This window comes from Pseudomonas oryziphila (assembly GCF_003940825.1).
Taxonomy (GTDB): Bacteria; Pseudomonadota; Gammaproteobacteria; order Pseudomonadales; family Pseudomonadaceae; genus Aquipseudomonas; species Aquipseudomonas sichuanensis.
In genome coordinates this window covers 5774417-5791721 of record NZ_CP034338.1, presented here as the reverse complement: position 1 = coordinate 5791721, position 17305 = coordinate 5774417, and the positions used below count along the sequence as shown (strand labels likewise).

At 66.9% G+C, this 17305-nt stretch carries 16 protein-coding genes; 12 read left to right on the top strand and 4 right to left on the bottom strand.

All coding sequences use genetic code 11. The annotated features are described in order from the left end of the window. Window positions 1–84: 84 nt before the first annotated feature. The gene (locus EJA05_RS26890) at window positions 85–831 is read right to left on the bottom strand and encodes an NRDE family protein (protein WP_125860962.1); all 747 of its coding nucleotides are present in this window, start codon (window positions 829–831) and stop codon (window positions 85–87) included. A 131-nt stretch (window positions 832–962) separates the two neighbouring features. Between EJA05_RS26890 and EJA05_RS26885 the strand changes: the two genes are divergently transcribed. The 3 genes from EJA05_RS26885 to EJA05_RS26875 are packed head-to-tail and all read left to right on the top strand — an operon-like array spanning window position 963 to window position 3593. After that, complete coding sequence (locus EJA05_RS26885) at window positions 963–1745, top strand: sulfite exporter TauE/SafE family protein (RefSeq protein WP_125465963.1); 783 nt, start codon at window positions 963–965, stop codon at window positions 1743–1745. A 16-nt stretch (window positions 1746–1761) separates the two neighbouring features. Beyond that, window positions 1762–2571 (top strand): prolipoprotein diacylglyceryl transferase, encoded by an 810-nt coding sequence (gene lgt, locus EJA05_RS26880; protein ID WP_125465962.1) that lies wholly within the window; start codon window positions 1762–1764, stop codon window positions 2569–2571. Window positions 2572–2621: 50 nt separating this feature from the next. Beyond that, window positions 2622–3593 (top strand): thymidylate synthase, encoded by a 972-nt coding sequence (locus EJA05_RS26875; protein WP_110992117.1) that lies wholly within the window; start codon window positions 2622–2624, stop codon window positions 3591–3593. Between the two features lie 101 nt (window positions 3594–3694). On the opposite strand, the gene cadR is transcribed toward EJA05_RS26875, so the two are convergent. Beyond that, complete coding sequence (cadR, locus tag EJA05_RS26870; protein ID WP_125860960.1) at window positions 3695–4138, bottom strand: cadmium resistance transcriptional regulator CadR; 444 nt, start codon at window positions 4136–4138, stop codon at window positions 3695–3697. Between the two features lie 111 nt (window positions 4139–4249). Between cadR and EJA05_RS26865 the strand changes: the two genes are divergently transcribed. The 6 genes from EJA05_RS26865 to EJA05_RS26835 all read left to right on the top strand — a co-directional run bounded on the left by EJA05_RS26865 (window position 4250) and on the right by EJA05_RS26835 (window position 12247). Beyond that, a complete protein-coding gene (locus EJA05_RS26865; RefSeq protein WP_125860958.1) occupies window positions 4250–6508 on the top strand; it encodes a heavy metal translocating P-type ATPase in 2259 nt (752 codons plus the stop codon). A 123-nt stretch (window positions 6509–6631) separates the two neighbouring features. Then, complete coding sequence (locus EJA05_RS26860; protein ID WP_125465959.1) at window positions 6632–7501, top strand: LysR family transcriptional regulator; 870 nt, start codon at window positions 6632–6634, stop codon at window positions 7499–7501. Between the two features lie 218 nt (window positions 7502–7719). Beyond that, window positions 7720–8778 (top strand): putative 2-aminoethylphosphonate ABC transporter ATP-binding protein, encoded by a 1059-nt coding sequence (locus EJA05_RS26850; protein ID WP_125860956.1) that lies wholly within the window; start codon window positions 7720–7722, stop codon window positions 8776–8778. A gap of 1 nt (window position 8779) precedes the next feature. After that, a complete protein-coding gene (locus EJA05_RS26845) occupies window positions 8780–10504 on the top strand; it encodes a putative 2-aminoethylphosphonate ABC transporter permease subunit (protein WP_125465957.1) in 1725 nt (574 codons plus the stop codon). A 30-nt stretch (window positions 10505–10534) separates the two neighbouring features. Beyond that, window positions 10535–11560, top strand: coding sequence for a putative 2-aminoethylphosphonate ABC transporter substrate-binding protein (locus EJA05_RS26840; protein ID WP_110992123.1), 1026 nt, complete (start codon window positions 10535–10537; stop codon window positions 11558–11560). Between the two features lie 135 nt (window positions 11561–11695). Then, on the top strand, window positions 11696–12247 hold the full coding sequence (locus EJA05_RS26835; protein ID WP_125860954.1) for a phosphonate degradation HD-domain oxygenase: 552 nt from the start codon (window positions 11696–11698) through the stop codon (window positions 12245–12247). A gap of 107 nt (window positions 12248–12354) precedes the next feature. Here EJA05_RS26835 and EJA05_RS26830 read toward each other — a convergent pair whose 3' ends face one another. Then, the gene (locus tag EJA05_RS26830; protein WP_125860952.1) at window positions 12355–13713 is read right to left on the bottom strand and encodes a GTPase/DUF3482 domain-containing protein; all 1359 of its coding nucleotides are present in this window, start codon (window positions 13711–13713) and stop codon (window positions 12355–12357) included. Continuing rightward, window positions 13706–15097, bottom strand: a complete 1392-nt coding sequence (locus EJA05_RS26825) for a DUF2868 domain-containing protein (RefSeq protein ID WP_125860950.1) — start codon at window positions 15095–15097, stop codon at window positions 13706–13708. Before EJA05_RS26825 ends, EJA05_RS26830 begins: the two co-directional genes overlap by 8 nt. Window positions 15098–15151: 54 nt before the next feature. Here EJA05_RS26825 and EJA05_RS26820 point away from each other — a divergent pair, with 54 nt between their 5' ends. The 3 genes from EJA05_RS26820 (at window position 15152) to EJA05_RS26810 (ending at window position 17258) form a co-directional block, all read left to right on the top strand. Further along, complete coding sequence (locus EJA05_RS26820; protein WP_125860947.1) at window positions 15152–15670, top strand: dihydrofolate reductase; 519 nt, start codon at window positions 15152–15154, stop codon at window positions 15668–15670. 74 nt (window positions 15671–15744) lie between these two features. Next, window positions 15745–16278, top strand: a complete 534-nt coding sequence (locus EJA05_RS26815) for an RNA polymerase sigma factor (protein ID WP_125465951.1) — start codon at window positions 15745–15747, stop codon at window positions 16276–16278. After that, the gene (locus tag EJA05_RS26810; RefSeq protein ID WP_223811876.1) at window positions 16275–17258 is read left to right on the top strand and encodes a FecR family protein; all 984 of its coding nucleotides are present in this window, start codon (window positions 16275–16277) and stop codon (window positions 17256–17258) included. The genes EJA05_RS26815 and EJA05_RS26810 overlap by 4 nt, the downstream gene beginning before the upstream one ends. Window positions 17259–17305 lie beyond the last annotated feature (47 nt).

Here is a 17305-nt window from a genome sequence, read left to right as displayed (position 1 = left end):
ATCGCCGGCAAGCCGGCTCCCACAGGTTTGGTGTGAACCCTGTGGGAGCCGGCTTGCCGGCGATGGGGCCGGTACAGACTGTACTCAGACCTCCAGGCTCACCTCCCCCAGATGCCCCCCAAACGGCCCGAAACTGCGCTCCACCATGCGCCGCCGCCCCCGGTCATCGACAATCAGCACCGTACTCGCCCGCGTCCCGTAGTTCTGGCTGGCGATGAACACGCTCGACAGCAGCCGCTCGGTGACCAGCCCCACGCCGGTTTCCGGCAGTTCGCTGTCCGCGGCCGGCTCACCGTCGGCCAGCAAACTCATCAGTTGTTCCGGTTCAGCTGATTCAAGCAACTGCTGAAGGCCGCTGCGCGCCTTGACCAGCTTGGGCCACGGCGTGTCCAGCCCGGCGTTCGACAGCCCGTAGACCCCCGGCTCCAGCAAGCGCGGCGCCGCATCCCGGGCATGCAGGTAGCCCAGCTGCCCGGCATCCCCCACCAGCAGGTTGAACCCGGAGTACTGCCCGCTACGGCTGGCGACCTGATCCAGATACGCCTCTACCCCCAGTTCGCCCTGCAGAAACGCCGCCACCAGCTCGCCCCGCGAGCGTGGCCCCAGCGCCTGGCGCGGGTCGCGGATATTGGTCAGCGCGGCGAAGCGCCCCTGCGGCCCTACGCCAAGCCAGGTGCCGCCGGCCTCCAGGTCGCGCCCGGCGTACACCCCCGGCGCATCCGCCCAGGCCGCCAGGGCCTGGGTCGGGCGGGCATGGAACTCGTCACGGTTGGCCGCGACGATCAGCGGCCGGGCGGTACCCGGCCGCCAGGCGAATACGATCAGGCACATAGGTTGTCCCCTGTGTTTTCGGCCACTCTACCCGCGCCGGGGGAGCTGATCCATCACCTGACACAGACTTCACTAGAGCGCCGGGCTTGGCTTCCGTTACCATGCCGGATTGTTTTCCACAGGGGCCACGAATGGAATTCGTACTCTATCTGCTGTTGGGTGCCTGCGCCGGCGTGCTGGCCGGGCTGTTCGGCGTGGGGGGCGGCATCATCATCGTGCCGGTGCTGGTGTTCAGCTTCACCTTGCAGGGCTTCGACCCTGCGGTCCTCACCCACCTGGCGGTTGGTACCTCGCTGGCCACCATCGTCTTCACCTCGATCAATGCCGTGCTCGAGCACCAGCGCAAAGGCGCGGTGCAGTGGCCGATCTTCACCTGGATGGCCGTGGGCATCCTGCTCGGTGCGCTGGTGGGAGCCAAGACTGCCTCGCTGATCCAGGGCCCGATGTTGCAGAAGATCATCGGCGTGTTCGCCCTGGTGATCGCCGTGCAGATGGCCCTGGACCTCAAGCCCAAGGCCAGCCGTGGCATCCCCGGCAAGCCTGGGCTGATCGGCGCCGGCGGCGTGATCGGCTGGGCCTCGGCGATCTTCGGCATCGGCGGTGGCTCGCTGACCGTGCCGTTCCTGACCTGGCGCAGCCTGCCCATGCAGAAGGCCGTGGCCACCTCGTCGGCCTGCGGCCTGCCGATTGCCCTGGCCAGTGCCCTGAGCTTCATGTGGCTTGGCTGGCACGAGGAGCACCTGCCGGCCCACAGTGTGGGTTATGTGTATTTGCCGGCGCTGGTCGGCATCGCCGTAACCAGCATGTTCTTTGCCCGCTTTGGCGCGCGCCTGGCGCACAGGCTGTCGCCGCGCCTGCTCAAGCGCCTGTTCGCCGCGCTGCTGTTCTGCGTCGGCTTAAGTTTTCTGATTTGAACCAAGAGGAAAATCCATGCTGCCTTACCCGCAGATAGATCCCGTGGCCGTGGCCCTCGGGCCGCTGAAAATCCACTGGTACGGCCTGATGTACCTGATCGGCATCGGCGGCGCCTGGCTGCTGGCCTCGCGCCGGCTCAACCGTTTCGACCCCACCTGGTCCCGCGAGAAGCTGTCCGACCTGGTGTTCTGGCTGTCGATGGGGGTGATCGTCGGTGGGCGCCTGGGCTACGTGCTGTTCTACGACCTGCACCAGTACCTGGCCAACCCAACGCTGATCTTCGAAGTGTGGAAGGGCGGCATGTCGTTCCACGGCGGCTTCATCGGCGTGATGCTGGCGGCGCTGTGGTTCGGCAAGCGCAACAACAAGTCGTTCTTCGAGCTGATGGACTTCGTCGCACCGCTGGTGCCGATCGGCCTGGGCGCCGGGCGCATCGGCAACTTCATCAACGCCGAACTGTGGGGCAAGGCCACCGACGTGCCGTGGGCCATGGTCTTCCCGCCGTTCAGCGACCCGGCGCAACTGCCGCGTCACCCGTCGCAGCTGTACCAGTTCGCCCTGGAAGGTGTGGCGCTGTTCGTCATCCTCTGGGCGTTCTCGCGCAAGCCGCGCCCGACCATGGCGGTGTCCGGCATGTTCGCGCTGTTCTACGGCATCTTCCGCTTCATCGTCGAATTCGTCCGCGTGCCGGACGCCCAGCTGGGCTACATCGCCTGGGGCTGGCTGACCATGGGTCAGATTCTCTGCGTGCCGATGATCCTGGCTGGCCTCGGCCTGATCTGGTGGGCTTATAATCGCAAGCCCACGGCGACACCCGCCCACTGAAACCTCCACGGCAGGGGCGATCCCCCTGCCGTGCTCGCTACAGGTAAGCCATGAAACAGTATCTGGACCTGGTCCGTGACGTCATCGACAACGGCACGCTGCAGGAAAACCGCACCGGCACCCGCACCATCAGCCTGCCGGGCGCCATGCTGCGTTTCGACCTGCAAAAAGGCTTCCCGGCCATCACCACGCGCAAGCTGGCATTCAAGTCGGCGATCGGCGAGATGGTGGGCTTTCTGCGTGGCGTGAAGAACGCCGGCGAGTTCCGCGAACTGGGCTGCAAGGTATGGGACCAGAACGCCAACGAAAACGCCCAGTGGCTGGCCAACCCGTTCCGCCTGGGCCATGACGACCTTGGCGAAATCTACGGCGTGCAATGGCGCCAGTGGCCGGGCTACAAGCGCATCGCGCTGAGCAACCCGGCGGCCATCGCGATGGCCGAGAAGGCCGGTTTCCGCCAGATCGCCCAGGACGAGGAAGACGGCCAGGCGTTCGTCATCCTGTACAAGGCCATCGACCAGGTGCGCCAGTGCCTGGACACCATCGCCAACGACCCGGGCAGCCGCCGCATCCTGTTCCACGGCTGGAACTGCGCCCAGCTCGACGAGATGGCCCTGCCGCCGTGCCACCTGCTGTACCAGTTCCACCCGAATGTCGAGACCAAGGAAATCTCCCTGACCCTCTACATCCGCTCCAACGACCTGGGCCTGGGCACGCCGTTCAACCTCACCGAAGGCGCCGCGCTGCTGTCGCTGTTCGGCCGCCTGACCGGCTACACCCCGCGCTGGTTCACCTACTTCATCGGCGATGCCCATGTGTACGAGAACCACCTGGACATGCTCAACGAGCAGATGAAGCGCGAGCCGCTGGCGGCGCCGAAGCTGGTGATCAGTGACCGCGTGCCGGCGTTTGCCGAGACCGGCAAGTACGAGCCGGAGTGGCTGGAGAAGATCGAACCGAGTGATTTCTGGCTGGAAGGCTATGAGCACCATGCGCCGATGACGGCGCCGATGGCGGTCTGACAGATCCTCATCGCCTGAGCTGACGCAATCGCGGGGCAAGCCCGCTCCCACGCATACTCAGTCGGCGTGGGAGCGGGCTTGCCCCGCGATGCTTTTAGGCCTCAATGCCCGTGGCTACGCCCCACATGGGAATGCTCCACCTCCGGCACCGACACCGCCCCATTGGTCTCCAGCTGCTGCAAGATCGCGCACTCATTCCCCTGCGCATTGCACTGCTGCCTTAGCTCCACCAACTGCGTCTGCAGCGCCAGTAACCCATCGATCCTCGCCTGCACATGTTCGATGTGTTCGTCGATCAGCGCATTGACGCTGCCGCACGAGCCTTCCGGGCTGTCGCGCAGGCGCAGCAGGCTGCGGATCTCGTCGAGGGTCATGTCCAGGGTGCGGCAGTTGCGGATGAACGTCAGCCGCTCCACGTGGGCCTGGGTGTACAGCCGGTAGTTGCCATCGGTGCGGGCGGGCTCGGGCAGCAGTTGCTCACGCTCGTAGTAGCGAATGGTCTCCACGGCGCAATCAGTAGCCTTGGCCAGTTCTCCGATCTTCATGGCAAATCTCCTGCAGAGGGCTTGACCCTATAGTGGCTACAGGGTGTTCACTTGGCAACAACCCGCTCTGTGGATAACTGCAGAGGCCAGTGCTCAGTTAAGGATGATTCCATGAACCAGCCTGTCAGCCCCGAACACAAGCATGACCACGGCCACGCCCATGACCACGCGCATGGCGACCAAGGCCATCGCCACGACACCCATGCCCACAGCTGCTGCGGCACCAGCGCCGCGCCGGCCCTGGTGCAACTGACCGAAAAGGCCAGCGCCGGGGCGCAGCTCAGCCGTTTCCGCATCCAGGCCATGGACTGCCCGACCGAGCAGACCCTGATCCAGGACAAGCTGGGCAAGATGGCCGGCATCGAACAGCTGGAATTCAACCTGATCAACCGCGTGCTGGGAGTACGCCACACCCTCGACGGCACCGCCGAGATCGAGCGCGCCATCGACAGCCTGGGCATGCAGGCCGAGCCGCTGAGCGGTGAAGACGAGGCCAGTGCCGCACCTGCCGCCAAGACCCGCTGGTGGCCGCTGGCGCTGTCGGGTGTGGCGGCCATCGCCGCTGAAATCGTGCATTTCTCCGCCCTTGCCCCAGAGTGGCTGGTCGCGGCATTGGCCCTGGCCGCCATCCTCGGCTGCGGCCTGGGCACCTACAAGAAGGGCTGGATCGCCCTGAAGAACCGCAACCTCAACATCAACGCGCTGATGAGCATCGCTGTGACCGGTGCCGTGCTGATCGGTCAGTGGCCGGAAGCGGCCATGGTGATGGTGCTGTTCACCGTCGCCGAGCTGATCGAGGCCCGCTCGCTGGACCGTGCGCGCAACGCGATCGGTGGCCTGATGCAACTGGCGCCGGACATGGCGACCGTGCAGCAGGCTGACGGGCAGTGGCGCGAAGTCGAGGTGCGCGAGGTGACGCTGGGCGCCCTGGTGCGGGTACGCCCGGGTGAGCGAATCGGCCTGGACGGCGAGGTTGTCAGTGGGCAATCCAGCGTCGATCAGGCGCCGATCACCGGCGAAAGCCTGCCGGTAGAGAAAACGCTGGGCGACAAACTGTTCGCCGGCACCATCAACCAGGCCGGTTCGCTGGAGTACCGCGTCACCGCGGGCGCTGGCCAGTCGACCCTGGCACGCATCATCAAGGCGGTCGAAGAGGCCCAGGGCGCCCGTGCGCCGACCCAGCGCTTCGTCGACCAGTTCTCGCGCATCTATACCCCGGTGGTGTTCGCCGTGGCCCTGGCCGTGGCGATCATCCCGCCGCTGTTCATGGCCGGCGCCTGGTTCGACTGGATCTACCGCGCCCTGGTGCTGTTGGTGGTGGCCTGCCCGTGCGCCTTGGTGATCTCCACCCCGGTGACCATCGTCAGTGGCCTGGCCGCCGCCGCGCGCAAGGGCATCCTGATCAAGGGCGGCGTGTACCTGGAAGGTGGGCGCAAGCTGGACTTCCTGGCCCTGGACAAGACCGGCACCATCACCCACGGCAAGCCGGTGCAAACCGACAGCAAGGTGCTCGACCCGTTATTCGAAGGCCGCGCCCAGGCGCTGGCGGCAAGCCTCGCCGATCGTTCCGACCACCCGGTGTCCGGCGCCATCGCGCTCTTCGCCAAGGGGCAAGGCCTGGCACTGAGCGAAGTCACCGAGTTCGCCGCCCTGGCCGGCCGTGGCGTGCGCGGCGACATCGACGGTGAAACCTACCACTTGGGCAACCATCGCCTGGTCGAGGAGCTGGGCCTGTGCTCGCCGCAGCTCGAGGCCGAGCTCGACCAGTTGGAGCGCCAGGGCAAGACCGTGGTGCTGCTGCTCGACCGCAGCGGCCCGCTGGCACTCTTCGCCGTGGCCGACACGGTCAAGGACAGCAGCCGCCAGGCCATTGCCGAACTGCATGAACTCGGTATCAAGACGGTCATGCTGACCGGCGACAATCCTCACACTGCCCAGGCTATCGCTGCCCAGGTTGGGATCGACCGGGCCGAGGGCAACCTGCTGCCGGCTGACAAGCTCGCCACCATCGAGCGCCTGTACACCGAGGGCCACCGGGTCGGCATGGTCGGTGACGGCATCAACGACGCGCCGGCCCTGGCCCGCGCCGAGATCGGTTTCGCCATGGCCGCCGCCGGTACCGACACGGCCATCGAGACCGCCGACGTGGCGCTGATGGACGATGACTTGCGCAAAATCCCGGCGTTCGTCAGGCTGTCGCGCCAAAGTGCGGCGATCCTCACCCAGAACATCGTGCTGGCCCTGGGGATCAAGGCGATATTCCTGGCAATCACTTTTGCCGGCATGGCCACCATGTGGATGGCAGTGTTCGCCGACATGGGCGTGAGTTTGCTGGTGGTGTTCAACGGCCTGCGCCTGCTGCGTAAGTAGCAGCCGCAAGCTTCAAGCGGCAAGCTTCAAGCTGAACGAGGTGGAATCGAGATCCATGAAACGACGCGCGCCGACTTTTTCTTGCAGCTTGCAGCTTGCCGCTTGTAGCTGCGGTCTACCGCGATGCTGAGTGCCGAGCTCAAAGCCTTCTACATGGTGGCCCGACTGGGCAGCATCACCTTGGCGGCGAAGAAGCTCGGGCTCAGCCAGCCCACGGTGACCACGCAGATCCGCAACCTCGAGAGCCAGTACAACGTCGAGCTGTTCTACCGTGGCGGCCGGCGCCTGGTGCTGAGCGAGGAGGGCGTGCGCCTGCTGCCGATGGTCAAGGCGCTGTTGCAACAGGAAGCCGACATCGAGTTCGAACTGCGCAACAGCGGCCAGGCCCAGGGCAGCCTGCGCATCGCCGCCACCGCGCCGTACTACATCCTCGACCTGGTGAAGATCTTCCGCGAGCGCCTGCCCCAGGTAGAAGTGGCGGTGGAGATCGGCAATTCGCAGCAGGTGCTGGAAATGCTCGAGGACTACCGGGTGGATATCGCCGCCTCGTCGCAACTGCTCGAAGACGCACGCCTGGTGCGCCGGGTGCTGGGCACCGACCCGCTGGTGCTGGCGGTTCACCGCAACCATCCCTTGGCGCAGCGCCAGGCGGTGTCGATCGACGCGGTGGCCGGGCATTGCCTGTTGATGCGCGAGAAGGGCTCGACCACCCGCAAGCTCACCGAGCAGATGCTGCAGGACGCCGGGGTTAAGGCCGGGGCGCTGCTGGAGATCGGCAGCCGTGAGTCGATTCGCGAGGCGGTGTTGCGCAATATCGGCATCAGCATCATTGCCCGCCATGAGGTGCCGCATAACCCCGAGCTGCGGGTGCTGGCGCTGGACGATGCGCCGGTGATGCATGAGTACCTGTATTGCCTGAAGGAGCGCCGTCAGGCGCGGTTGCCGGCGGCGTTCCTGGGGGTGGCGCAGGAAGTGGTGGGTTCACAGTTCTAGATAAGCGCTGGCCTCTTCGCGGGTAAACCCGCTCCCACTGGTAATGCACAGTATTCAGAACCTGTGCTGTACCTGTGGGAGCGGGTTTACCCGCGAAGAGGCCCTCAAAGCCACTACAAAATCTGCCTATACCACTATCACCGGCTTTTGCCCCAACGCCACAGAACCTTCGCACAGCCTGCCTAGCATGGCCCCCATCGCTTCGATGAGGACTCGCCATGAACCACGTCACCCCGGGCGCACAGATGAAAGTGCGCGGCATCCACAAACGCTTCGGTGCCTTCACCGCGCTCAACGACGTATCCCTGGACATCGCCGCTGGCGAGCTGGTGTGCCTGCTCGGCCCCTCGGGCTGCGGCAAGACCACCCTGCTGCGCTGCATCGCCGGCCTGGAACGCCAGGACCGCGGCACCCTGTACATCGGCGACCGCGACATCTCCGAGCTGCCGCCCCAGGCCCGTGACTACGGCATCCTGTTCCAGTCCTACGCGCTGTTCCCCAACCTCACCGTCGAAGCCAACATCGCCTACGGCCTGACCGCCAGCAGCCGTGACCAGGTGCGCCAGCGTGTCAGCGAGATGCTCGAACTGGTCGGCCTGTCGGGCAGCGAAAAGAAATACCCCGGCCAACTTTCCGGCGGCCAACAGCAACGCGTGGCCCTGGCCCGCGCCCTGGCCCCCAAGCCATCGCTGCTGTTGCTCGACGAGCCGATGTCGGCACTCGACGCCCGGGTGCGCGAGCACCTGTGCACCGAGCTGCGCCAGCTGCAGCGCCAACTGGGCATCACCACGCTGATGGTGACCCACAACCAGGACGAGGCCATGCTGATGGCCGACCGCATCGCCGTGATGAACAACGGCCAGGTCGAGCAGTACGCCACCCCGCAGGAAATCTACGACCAGCCGGCCACGCCGTTCGTCGCCGAGTTCGTCGGCCAGGGCAACTGGCTGCCGTTCCAGCGCAGCAGCGACAGCCATGCCCAGGTCGGCAGCATGAACATGCGCCTGGCGGCTAACGCCGGCCGTGCCAGCAGCGGCCGCTTGTTCTGTCGCCCCGAGGCGATCACCGTGAACCCGGTGGTGCACGAGGAAAACCTGTTCCCGGCCAAGGTCCGCGAGATCACTTTCCTCGGCAACCGCTGCCGCATGAGCTTCGAGCTCAAGGCCCTGCCGGGCCACGCCCTGCTCGCCGAGCTTGCCCCAGAGGCCATGCCGCGCCTGGGCTCGCAGGACATCTGGGTGGCCCTGCCACCGCAGAGCCTGCAGGTGTTTGCCTGAGATGGCCGCGCCCATGACCCTGCCCCTGAACAGCGCCAAGGCCGCGCCGCGCAGTGGCGTCGCCTTCGGTGACCGGCTGTTCGTCGTTGGTGGCAAGAGCCTGCTGCTGATCCTGCTGGTGCTGGCGGTGCTGATGCCGTTGCTGGCGATCTTCTGGAAAGGCTTCAGTGCCGATGCAGGCCAGGGCGGTGGCCTGGTGGCGGCCCGCGAGCTGTTCGCCAGCGCCAACTTCCACTGGCTGCTCGGCAACAGCCTGTCGGTGGCCTTCACCGTCGCAGCCATCGTCGTGCCGCTGGCCTACCTGTTCGCCTATGCCCTGCAACGCACGCTGATCCCGGCCAAGGGCCTGTGGCGCGGCATTTCCTTGCTGCCGCTGCTGGCGCCGTCGATGCTGCCGGCCATCGCCCTGGTGTACCTGTTCGGCAACCAGGGCCTGCTGCGCGGGCTGCTCAGCGACAATATCTACGGCTTCTGGGGCATCGTCCTCGGCGAGGCCATCTACACCTTCCCCCATGCCCTGATGATCCTGCTGTCGGCGCTGTCGCTGGCCGATGCCCGGCTGTTCGATGCGGCGTCGAGCATGGGTGCCGGGCCCGCCCGGGCCTTCTTCAGCATCACCTGGCCGGCCACGCGCCAGGCGGTATTCGCCGCGTTCTGCCTGGTGTTCACCCTGACCATCACCGACTTCGGCGTGCCCGTGGTGGTCGGTGGCGACTATCAGGTGCTGGCGCTGGAAGCCTACAAGGCGGTGGTCGGCCAGCAACAGTTCGGCCGTGGCGCGCTGATCGGCATGGTGCTGCTGGTGCCGGCCTTGCTCAGCTTTGCGGTCGATGCCTGGCTGCGCCGCCGCCAGGGCGACGCCATGAGCGGCCGGGCCCAGGTGTTCGAGCCCAAGCCATCCAGGCTGCGCGATGCCTGCTTCCTGGCCCTGGTGCTGGTGGTGTGCGCGGCGTTGTTGGCGGTGATCGGCATGGCGGTGTACTCGTCGCTGGTCAAGTTCTGGCCCTACAACCTGTCGCTGTCGCTGAACCACTACCAGTTCGACGACACCGCCGGCGGCGGCTGGCTGGCCTACCGCAACAGCGTGACCATGGCCCTGTGCACCGCGCTGATCGGCAGCGTGATCATCTTCAGCGGCGCCTACCTGATGGAGAAGACCCAAGGCCAACGCCTGCTCAACCAGGCCCTGCGTCTGCTCAGCTTCATCCCCATGGCCGTGCCCGGCCTGGTACTCGGCCTGGGCTACGTGTTCTTCTTCAACCTCAACGGCAACCCGCTGCATGTGTTCTACGGCAGCATGGCGCTGCTGGTGGTGTGCACCATCGCCCACTACCTGACCACCGCGCAGATGACCGCCACCACCGCCCTGCGCCAGCTCGACGGTGAGTTCGAAGCCGCCGCGCTGTCGCTCAAGGCGCCGCTGTACAAGCACTTCATGCGCGTCACCGTACCGATCTGCCTGCCGGCGCTGCTGGACATCATTCGCTACCTGTTCGTCTCGGGCATGACCACGGTGTCGGCGGCGATCTTCCTCTACAGCCCCGACACCATCCTCGCCGCCGTCGCCGTGCTGAACATGGATGACGCCGGCAACGTCGGCGGCGCCGCCGCCATGTCCACCCTGATCCTGCTCACCAGCGCCGCCGCCTCGCTGCTGCTGGCCGCGGCTTCACGCGGCCTGCTGCGCCGCTCCCAGGCCTGGCGCCAACGCGCCCCCGGCCATTGACCGACTGCCCACAACGATAGGAACCGCACCATGTTCAAGCCCCTCGCACTTGCCGCTGCCGTATCCGCCGTGTTCAGCCTGCAGGCCTCGGCTGCCGCCACCCAGCTGACCGTCTACACCGCCCTTGAGGCCGAGCAGCTCAAGAGCTACAAGCAGGCCTTCGAGAAGGCCAACCCGGACATCGAGATCAAGTGGGTGCGTGACTCCACCGGCATCATCACCGCCAAGCTGCTGGCCGAAAAAGACCGCCCGCAGGCCGACGCGGTGTGGGGCCTGGCGGCCTCCAGCCTGGCCATCCTCGACCAGAACGGCATGCTCGACGCCTATGCGCCCAAGGACCTGGGCAAGATCTCGCCCAATTACCGCGACGCCGCCAACCCGCCGGCCTGGGTCGGCATGGACGTGTGGGCCGCGACCATCTGCTTCAACACGGTTGAAGCCGAGAAGCAGGGCCTGAGCAAGCCGCTGAGCTGGCAGGACCTGACCAAGCCCGAGTACAAGGGCAAGATCGTCATGCCCAACCCGGCCTCGTCCGGTACTGGCTTCCTGGATGTAAGCGCCTGGCTGCAGACCTTCGGCGAGCCCCAGGGCTGGGCCTACATGGACGCCCTGCACCAGAACATCGGCCAGTACGTTCATTCCGGTTCCAAACCGTGCAAGCTGGCCGCCGCCGGCGAGTTCCCGATCGGCATCTCGTTCGAGTACCCGGCCGTGCAGCTCAAGCGCCAAGGCGCGCCGCTGGACATCGTGCTGCCGAAGGAAGGCCTGGGCTGGGAGATCGAGGCCACCGCCGTGATCAAGGGCTCGCCGAAGGCCGATGCGGCCCGGCGCCTGGCAGATTTTTCCGCCAGCCCTGCGGCGATGGAGCTATACAAAGAGAACTTCGCCGTACTCGCCGCGCCGGGCATCGCCAAGCCCCAGACCGAGTTGCCGGCGGACTACGAGCAGCGCCTGATCAAGAACGACTTCGCCTGGGCCTCGAAGAACCGCGACGAGATCCTCAGCGAATGGCGCAAGCGCTATGACGGCAAGTCGGAGAAAGTCGCCCAGCAGTAACAGCCGCTAGGCTTCTGCGCGGCCTGCGGCCTCGAATCGCCGGCAAGCCGGCTCCCACAGGGGTGGCGTGAAGCAGCTCTTTGTGGGAGCCGGCTTGCCGGCGATTGGCCTTACAGATTCATTCGGAGTGGATCCATGCTCACTGCAATCCAGGTCATTGATAACACCTTCACCCTCTACGAACACCACGGCAGCGCCGACTACATCGGCGAAGCCATCACCCAGCTCGAACACATGTCCCAGGCCGCGCAACTGGCTATGGCCGAAGGCTACGACGACGAAGTGGTACTGGCGGCGTTCTTCCACGACATCGGCCACTTGCTGGGTGAAGGCGAAGCCAGCATGGGCGGCTATGGCGTGGTCAGCCACGAACGCCTGGGCGCCGAGTACCTGCGCCGTGCCGGCTTCGGTGAGCGCATGGCGCGCCTGGTGGAGTACCACGTCGAGGCCAAGCGCTACCTGACCTTGCGCCAGCCGGGGTATTACGACCGACTGAGCGAGGCCAGCCGGCGCACGCTGGGGTATCAGGGCGGGGTGATGAGCGATGCCGAGGCCGATGCGTTCGAGGGGGATCCGTTGTTTGCGCTGAGCCTGCGGATGCGCGAGTGGGATGAGTTGGCCAAGGAGGTCGGAGTGCCGGTGATGGACCTGATGGTGCTGAAGCAGAAGGCCCTGGCATTGCTCTGAGACTTTGATGGCCTGCACCGGCCTCTTCGCGGGTAAACCCGCTCCCACAGGGCCTGCACATGACCTGTGGGAGCGGGTTTACCCGCGAAGAGGCCGAACCTGCTGACTCAGATCTGCAAAACCAACGCCTCCAGTTGCTCCTGTCGCTCCGCCTGATTCACCTTGCCCCCCGGATTGAGCGTCGACCACTGCGGATGCGCCCGCGCCTTGCTCAGCGCCTCGGGCAGCTTGCCTTCGCGCCAGGCCTTCTCGTCCAGTGCGCCCAGGCGAATGCTGTCCTGCGCCGCATGCCCGCGGCGCTCCAGCGCCACCATCAACTGCTGCTGACGCAGCGCCAGCAGGCGCAGCACGGTGTCATCCACCGTCAATTCCCGCTGGCCCTTGAGCTTGCCCATCAACCGCGCGCCATAGTTGCGCGCCGTTTGCAGCGCGCCGCCGGCAATGGCCCCGGCCAGCGCCGCGGCGCCCAGGGTCAGGCCGCCGACCAGCAGATCGACGCCGGCACCGGCCGCGGCACCTGCCGCCACCCCACTGCCCAGGCGCACGCCCAGCAACTTCAAGGTTTCCGGGTTGAACAGGTCATCGCCCCAGCGGCCATCCAGCAAAGGCAGGTCACCGGCATCGGCATCTTCGCGGCGGAAGGCATAGAGCTTGAGCAGCGCCTCGACACAGCGCTGCTCGCGCTGGCGTACGTCCCGGCGCAGGGCCTCGATGGCATGGGCTTCGTCGGCGGGCTCGACACTGCGCCGGCAGGCGGCGCAATCGAGCAGCAATTCGGCGATCAGGCGTTTGCCGCTGTGCTGGCGGGCCAGGCGCTGCGCCTGCTGGTCGTCGATCAGCCGCTGCAGGGCCGGGCGGGCGTCTTCCAGCAACAGGGCGAGGCTTTCGTAGAGGCGCCGTTCGCCGTCTTCCGGCGGGGCCACGCTGTCAAACCGCACCAGCGCGTGCAGGCCCAGCCGCGCCAGGGCTTCGCGCCATTCCGGCTCGCGGTGCTGGTGGCTGGCGACGAAGTTGAGCACCGGTAGCAGTGGCTTGCCGCAACCGGCCAGCACCTCAAGCTCGTCGCGGTACTTGGCCAGCACCGGTTCGCGGGCGTCGATCACATACAGCCCGGCGTTGCTCGCCAGCAACTGGCGCAGCACCTTGGCTTCCTGTTCAAAGCGCTGGCGCGCCTCGCTGCCCTGGAGGAAACGCTCCAGCCGGGCCGGGCCGTCCAGCCGCTCGCCCGGTCGCTCGAGGCGTTCGAGGTAGTCGAGCAGGGCGATGGCGTCTTCCAGGCCGGGGGTGTCGTACAGCTCCAGCAGCGGCTCGCCGTCCACCGACAGGCGCGCGCCTTCGACATGGCGGGTGGTGCTGGGGCGGTGCGAGACCTCGCCAAAGCCGACATCGCGGGTGAGGGTGCGCAGCAGCGAGGTCTTGCCGACGTTGGTGTGGCCGACCACGGCCAGTTTCAGGGGCTCAGTCATGGCCATGCTCCAGCCAGGTCAGCGGCGAGGTGTCGGCGTGGGGCAGGCCCAGGCGGTCGAGGGCGTCGTGCCAGTCGCCCAGGCGCGCGGCGTCCAGCGCCTGGCCGGGTTGTGGCTGGAGCAGCCAGATGCGCGTGGCGCCGGCATTGCGCGCCAGCTCCGCGAGCAGCGCCAGGCTGCCACGGTCCGGTGAACGGCGCGGGTCACAGGCGATGGCCAGGCGCGCCGGGGGGAAGCGGCCAAGCTGTTCGAGCAGTTTGTTGCGCGATTCGCGGCTGTCGAGCACGCCGGCGTTGGTGACGCCTTGCGGCAGAACCGGTGGCCAGGGCTGCTGATCGTCCAGCTCCAGGCCCACCAGCAGGGCGCCGCTGCTGCCGCTGTCCAGTTGCCCGGCCTCGAACTGCGGGAGCGCTTCTGGGGCCGCGTCCTGTACGCCGATCCGCTCGCTGCGTGGCATCAGCGCTTCACGCAACTGCGCATAGCCGGGCAGGTTGAGGTCCAGGGTCAGCCGCCCGCGGCCCTGGCGCCAGCGCCACAGGCACAGCGCGGCCAGCACCAGGCGCGGCAACAGGCCGTACACCAGCACCACGCCGAGTAGCCAGCTGGCCCAGGCCTGGCGCGCCAGGTCGAGGGCCGGCAGGGTGTCGCCGCTGGCGCGGATCATCGCTTCGTCCGGCACGGCGAAGCCCAGCAACGAGGGCAGGGCGCCGAGGGCGTGGGTGAGGGCGATGAAGGGTTCGGCGGCGAGCAGCGTGGTTTCCCAGACGAAGCCGTAGCGTCGGGTCGCCAGCAACGCCAGCAACATGCCCAGCGCCGCCAGCATCGCCAACAGCCACAGGCCATGCACCAGGGCACCGAGCAGCCAACGGTTCAGGCGCTGGCGCTGCAACAGCACCAGCAGCGCCGGGGCCAGTTGCGCGGCCTTGGCATCACGGGCCAGGCGTTCGCTCAGCCACAACCACAGGCGGCCCAGCGTTGCACCCTGTTCGCCGGCGCAGCAAAAGCCGATGGCCCAACCGGCCAGCAACACCAGGTTGAGGCCGAGCAGGCTGCCCAGGGCCCAGAACACGTTCACCGGGCGCAGGCCGTCCCCCAGCGCCGCCAGGCCCAGGCCGGCGCCGCTGAACACGGCCAGCACCATCAGCGCCATCAAGGCCAGGCGGGCGCCTTGCTTCCAGTGGCGCAGCGCCTCGGCCATGCCGTCACGCTCGGCCAGCCACAGGGCGCGGGTTGCGATACGGGTGGCCAGGTCGCCACCCTGCTGGCGGGCGCGGCGGTTGGCTTCCTGGTCCTCCAGGGGGCCGGCGTGTTCTTCGCGCAGGCGCACCGCTTCGGTGAGCCAGTGTTTGTCCAGTTCAGTCAGTGCAGTCACAAGCTCGTCCATTGCACAGGTCAGGGCGCAAGCATAACCCACGTGCCCGGTGCTATCCTCGCCGCCATGACTACCTCACTCCCCCTCAGCCTGATCGCGGCCCTCGCCGAGAACCGTGTGATCGGCATCGACAACACCATGCCCTGGCACCTGCCGGGGGACTTCAAGTACTTCAAGGCCACCACCCTGGGCAAGCCGATCATCATGGGGCGCAAGACCTGGGATTCGCTGGGCCGGCCGTTGCCGGGGCGGTTGAACATCGTGGTCAGCCGCCAGCCTGGGTTGCAACTGGCCGGTGCCGAGGTGTTCGCGTCGCTGGAAGCCGCGCTGGTACGCGCCGAGCAGTGGGCTCGGGAGCAGGGCGTCGAGGAGCTGATGCTGATCGGCGGCGCGCAGCTTTACGGCCAGGCGCTGGAAAAAGGGCTGGTGAGCCGCATGTACCTGACCCGGGTCGAGCTGTCGCCCCAGGGCGATGCCTGGTTCCCCGAGTACGACCCGGCGCAGTGGCAGCTGGCATCGAGCCAGGCCCAGGCCGCCGAGGGCGATGGCCCGGCCTACCATTTCGAGGTCTGGGATAAACGCTGATCAGCAGCAATTGCGAATCCATCTCATCTTCTGCTAGCGTGCGCACCTCTTGAGACCTAGAGCCAGGATGCGCCGTGTCTTCATGGAACAAGCAGATCGCCCGGCTGTTCACCGAGCACAAGAAGGCCCTTGAGGCCTTCGTGGCACGGCGCACCGGCAATGCGCAGGTGGCCGCCGACCTGACCCAGGAGTCCTTCCTGCGGTTGGCGCGGCTGCCTGCCGACAAGCAGATCGACAACCTTTCGGCTTTTCTGTTCACCATCGCCAGCAACCTGGTGCGCGACCACCAGCGCCAGGCCATTCGCCGTGAGCGCCTGGACGCCGGCGAGCCGAGCGAGGAGCTGGCCAGCGAAGCCCCCGCTGCCGAAGACCAGTTGGCCGCACAGCAGGAGCAAGCCTTGATGCAGGCCGCCATCCAGGCCTTGCCTGAGGCGACCCGGCATATCTTCCTGCTCTATCATGTCGACGGTTGCACCTACCGCGAAATCGGCGAGCGCATGAACACCACGCCACGCAGCGTCGAGTACCAGTTGCGCAAGGCGCTGCTCGACTGCCGTGCCTTCATCAAGGCGCAGTTGGCCGGTGACCGGGGGAGGCAACGCCCATGAGCCAAGATCCCGAGAGCACGATTGCCCCCATGAGCGACATGCCCGACAGCGAGCAACTGTTCGCCGAAGCCACCGCCTGGTATTACCGCCTGCAAGCCGAGGATGTCACCGCGGCCGAACGGCAGGCGTTTGCCGACTGGCACCTGCAGGGGCCGGAGCAGGCCCAGGCCTGGGCCGAGGTGATCGCCTTGCTGGGCGCCCTGCAGGCCCCGGCCAGGCGCGTGCGCGAGCAGCAGCGCGGGCAATGGCGCACAGCGCCACGGCGTGCCTGGCCCAGGGTGGCAAGTGCTGCCGCCGCCGTACTGACACTGGGGCTGCTGCTCAGCCAGACGCCCTGGCTGGACCGCTGGCGCGCCGACTACGCCACCGCCACCGGCGAGTCGCGCAGTGTGCAGCTGGCCGATGGCTCGCGTATCCAGTTGAACACCGACAGCGCGCTCCAGGTGGAGCTGGCCCATGGCGAGCGGCGTGTGCACCTGTTGCGTGGCGAGGCCTGGTTCGAGGTGGCCCGTGACCCCGACCGGCCTTTTGTGGTGCGTGCCGGCGACGGCTGGGTGAAGGTGGTCGGCACGCAATTCAGTGTCGCCCTCGAAGGCGAACAGACCCGTGTGCAATTGGCCCAGGGCAAGGTGCAGGTGCGTGCGGGGGAAAGCCCCGGGGTGTTCCTGGTGCCGGGGCAGGCGGTGGAATACGCGGCCAATGGGCCGGGGGCCATTCACCCGTTCGAGCCGGGCCGGGCGTTCGCCTGGCGGCAACGGCAACTGGTGTTCAGCCAGCAGCCCCTGGCTGAAGTGGTGGCCGAACTGAACCGCTATTGGCCGGGCCAGACCCTGGTGCTGGGCGATGCCCTGCGCCAGCGCAAGGTGTCCGGGGTGTTCGAGATCGACAAGCCGGAAGCCGTGCTCAGGGCCCTGACCCACACCCTGGGTGTCCACGCCGAGCAATACACCCCTTACCTGCGCATTCTGCGCGAGGGTTGAAAAAAGTTTCGGGGATTCCCGCAAGTCCGTCGTCCTTGAATGAGCAG

Bases quoted from the DNA above. Each gene is read 5' to 3' on its own strand.
- EJA05_RS26890 (WP_125860962.1), bottom strand. From the start codon at position 831: ATGTGCCTGATCGTATTCGCCTGGCGGCCGGGTACCGCCCGGCCGCTG.
- EJA05_RS26885 (WP_125465963.1), top strand. From the start codon at position 963: ATGGAATTCGTACTCTATCTGCTGTTGGGTGCCTGCGCCGGCGTGCTG.
- lgt (WP_125465962.1), top strand. From the start codon at position 1,762: ATGCTGCCTTACCCGCAGATAGATCCCGTGGCCGTGGCCCTCGGGCCG.
- EJA05_RS26875 (WP_110992117.1), top strand. From the start codon at position 2,622: ATGAAACAGTATCTGGACCTGGTCCGTGACGTCATCGACAACGGCACG.
- cadR (WP_125860960.1), bottom strand. From the start codon at position 4,138: ATGAAGATCGGAGAACTGGCCAAGGCTACTGATTGCGCCGTGGAGACC.
- EJA05_RS26865 (WP_125860958.1), top strand. From the start codon at position 4,250: ATGAACCAGCCTGTCAGCCCCGAACACAAGCATGACCACGGCCACGCC.
- EJA05_RS26860 (WP_125465959.1), top strand. From the start codon at position 6,632: ATGCTGAGTGCCGAGCTCAAAGCCTTCTACATGGTGGCCCGACTGGGC.
- EJA05_RS26850 (WP_125860956.1), top strand. From the start codon at position 7,720: ATGAACCACGTCACCCCGGGCGCACAGATGAAAGTGCGCGGCATCCAC.
- EJA05_RS26845 (WP_125465957.1), top strand. From the start codon at position 8,780: ATGGCCGCGCCCATGACCCTGCCCCTGAACAGCGCCAAGGCCGCGCCG.
- EJA05_RS26840 (WP_110992123.1), top strand. From the start codon at position 10,535: ATGTTCAAGCCCCTCGCACTTGCCGCTGCCGTATCCGCCGTGTTCAGC.
- EJA05_RS26835 (WP_125860954.1), top strand. From the start codon at position 11,696: ATGCTCACTGCAATCCAGGTCATTGATAACACCTTCACCCTCTACGAA.
- EJA05_RS26830 (WP_125860952.1), bottom strand. From the start codon at position 13,713: ATGACTGAGCCCCTGAAACTGGCCGTGGTCGGCCACACCAACGTCGGC.
- EJA05_RS26825 (WP_125860950.1), bottom strand. From the start codon at position 15,097: ATGGACGAGCTTGTGACTGCACTGACTGAACTGGACAAACACTGGCTC.
- EJA05_RS26820 (WP_125860947.1), top strand. From the start codon at position 15,152: ATGACTACCTCACTCCCCCTCAGCCTGATCGCGGCCCTCGCCGAGAAC.
- EJA05_RS26810 (WP_223811876.1), top strand. From the start codon at position 16,275: ATGAGCCAAGATCCCGAGAGCACGATTGCCCCCATGAGCGACATGCCC.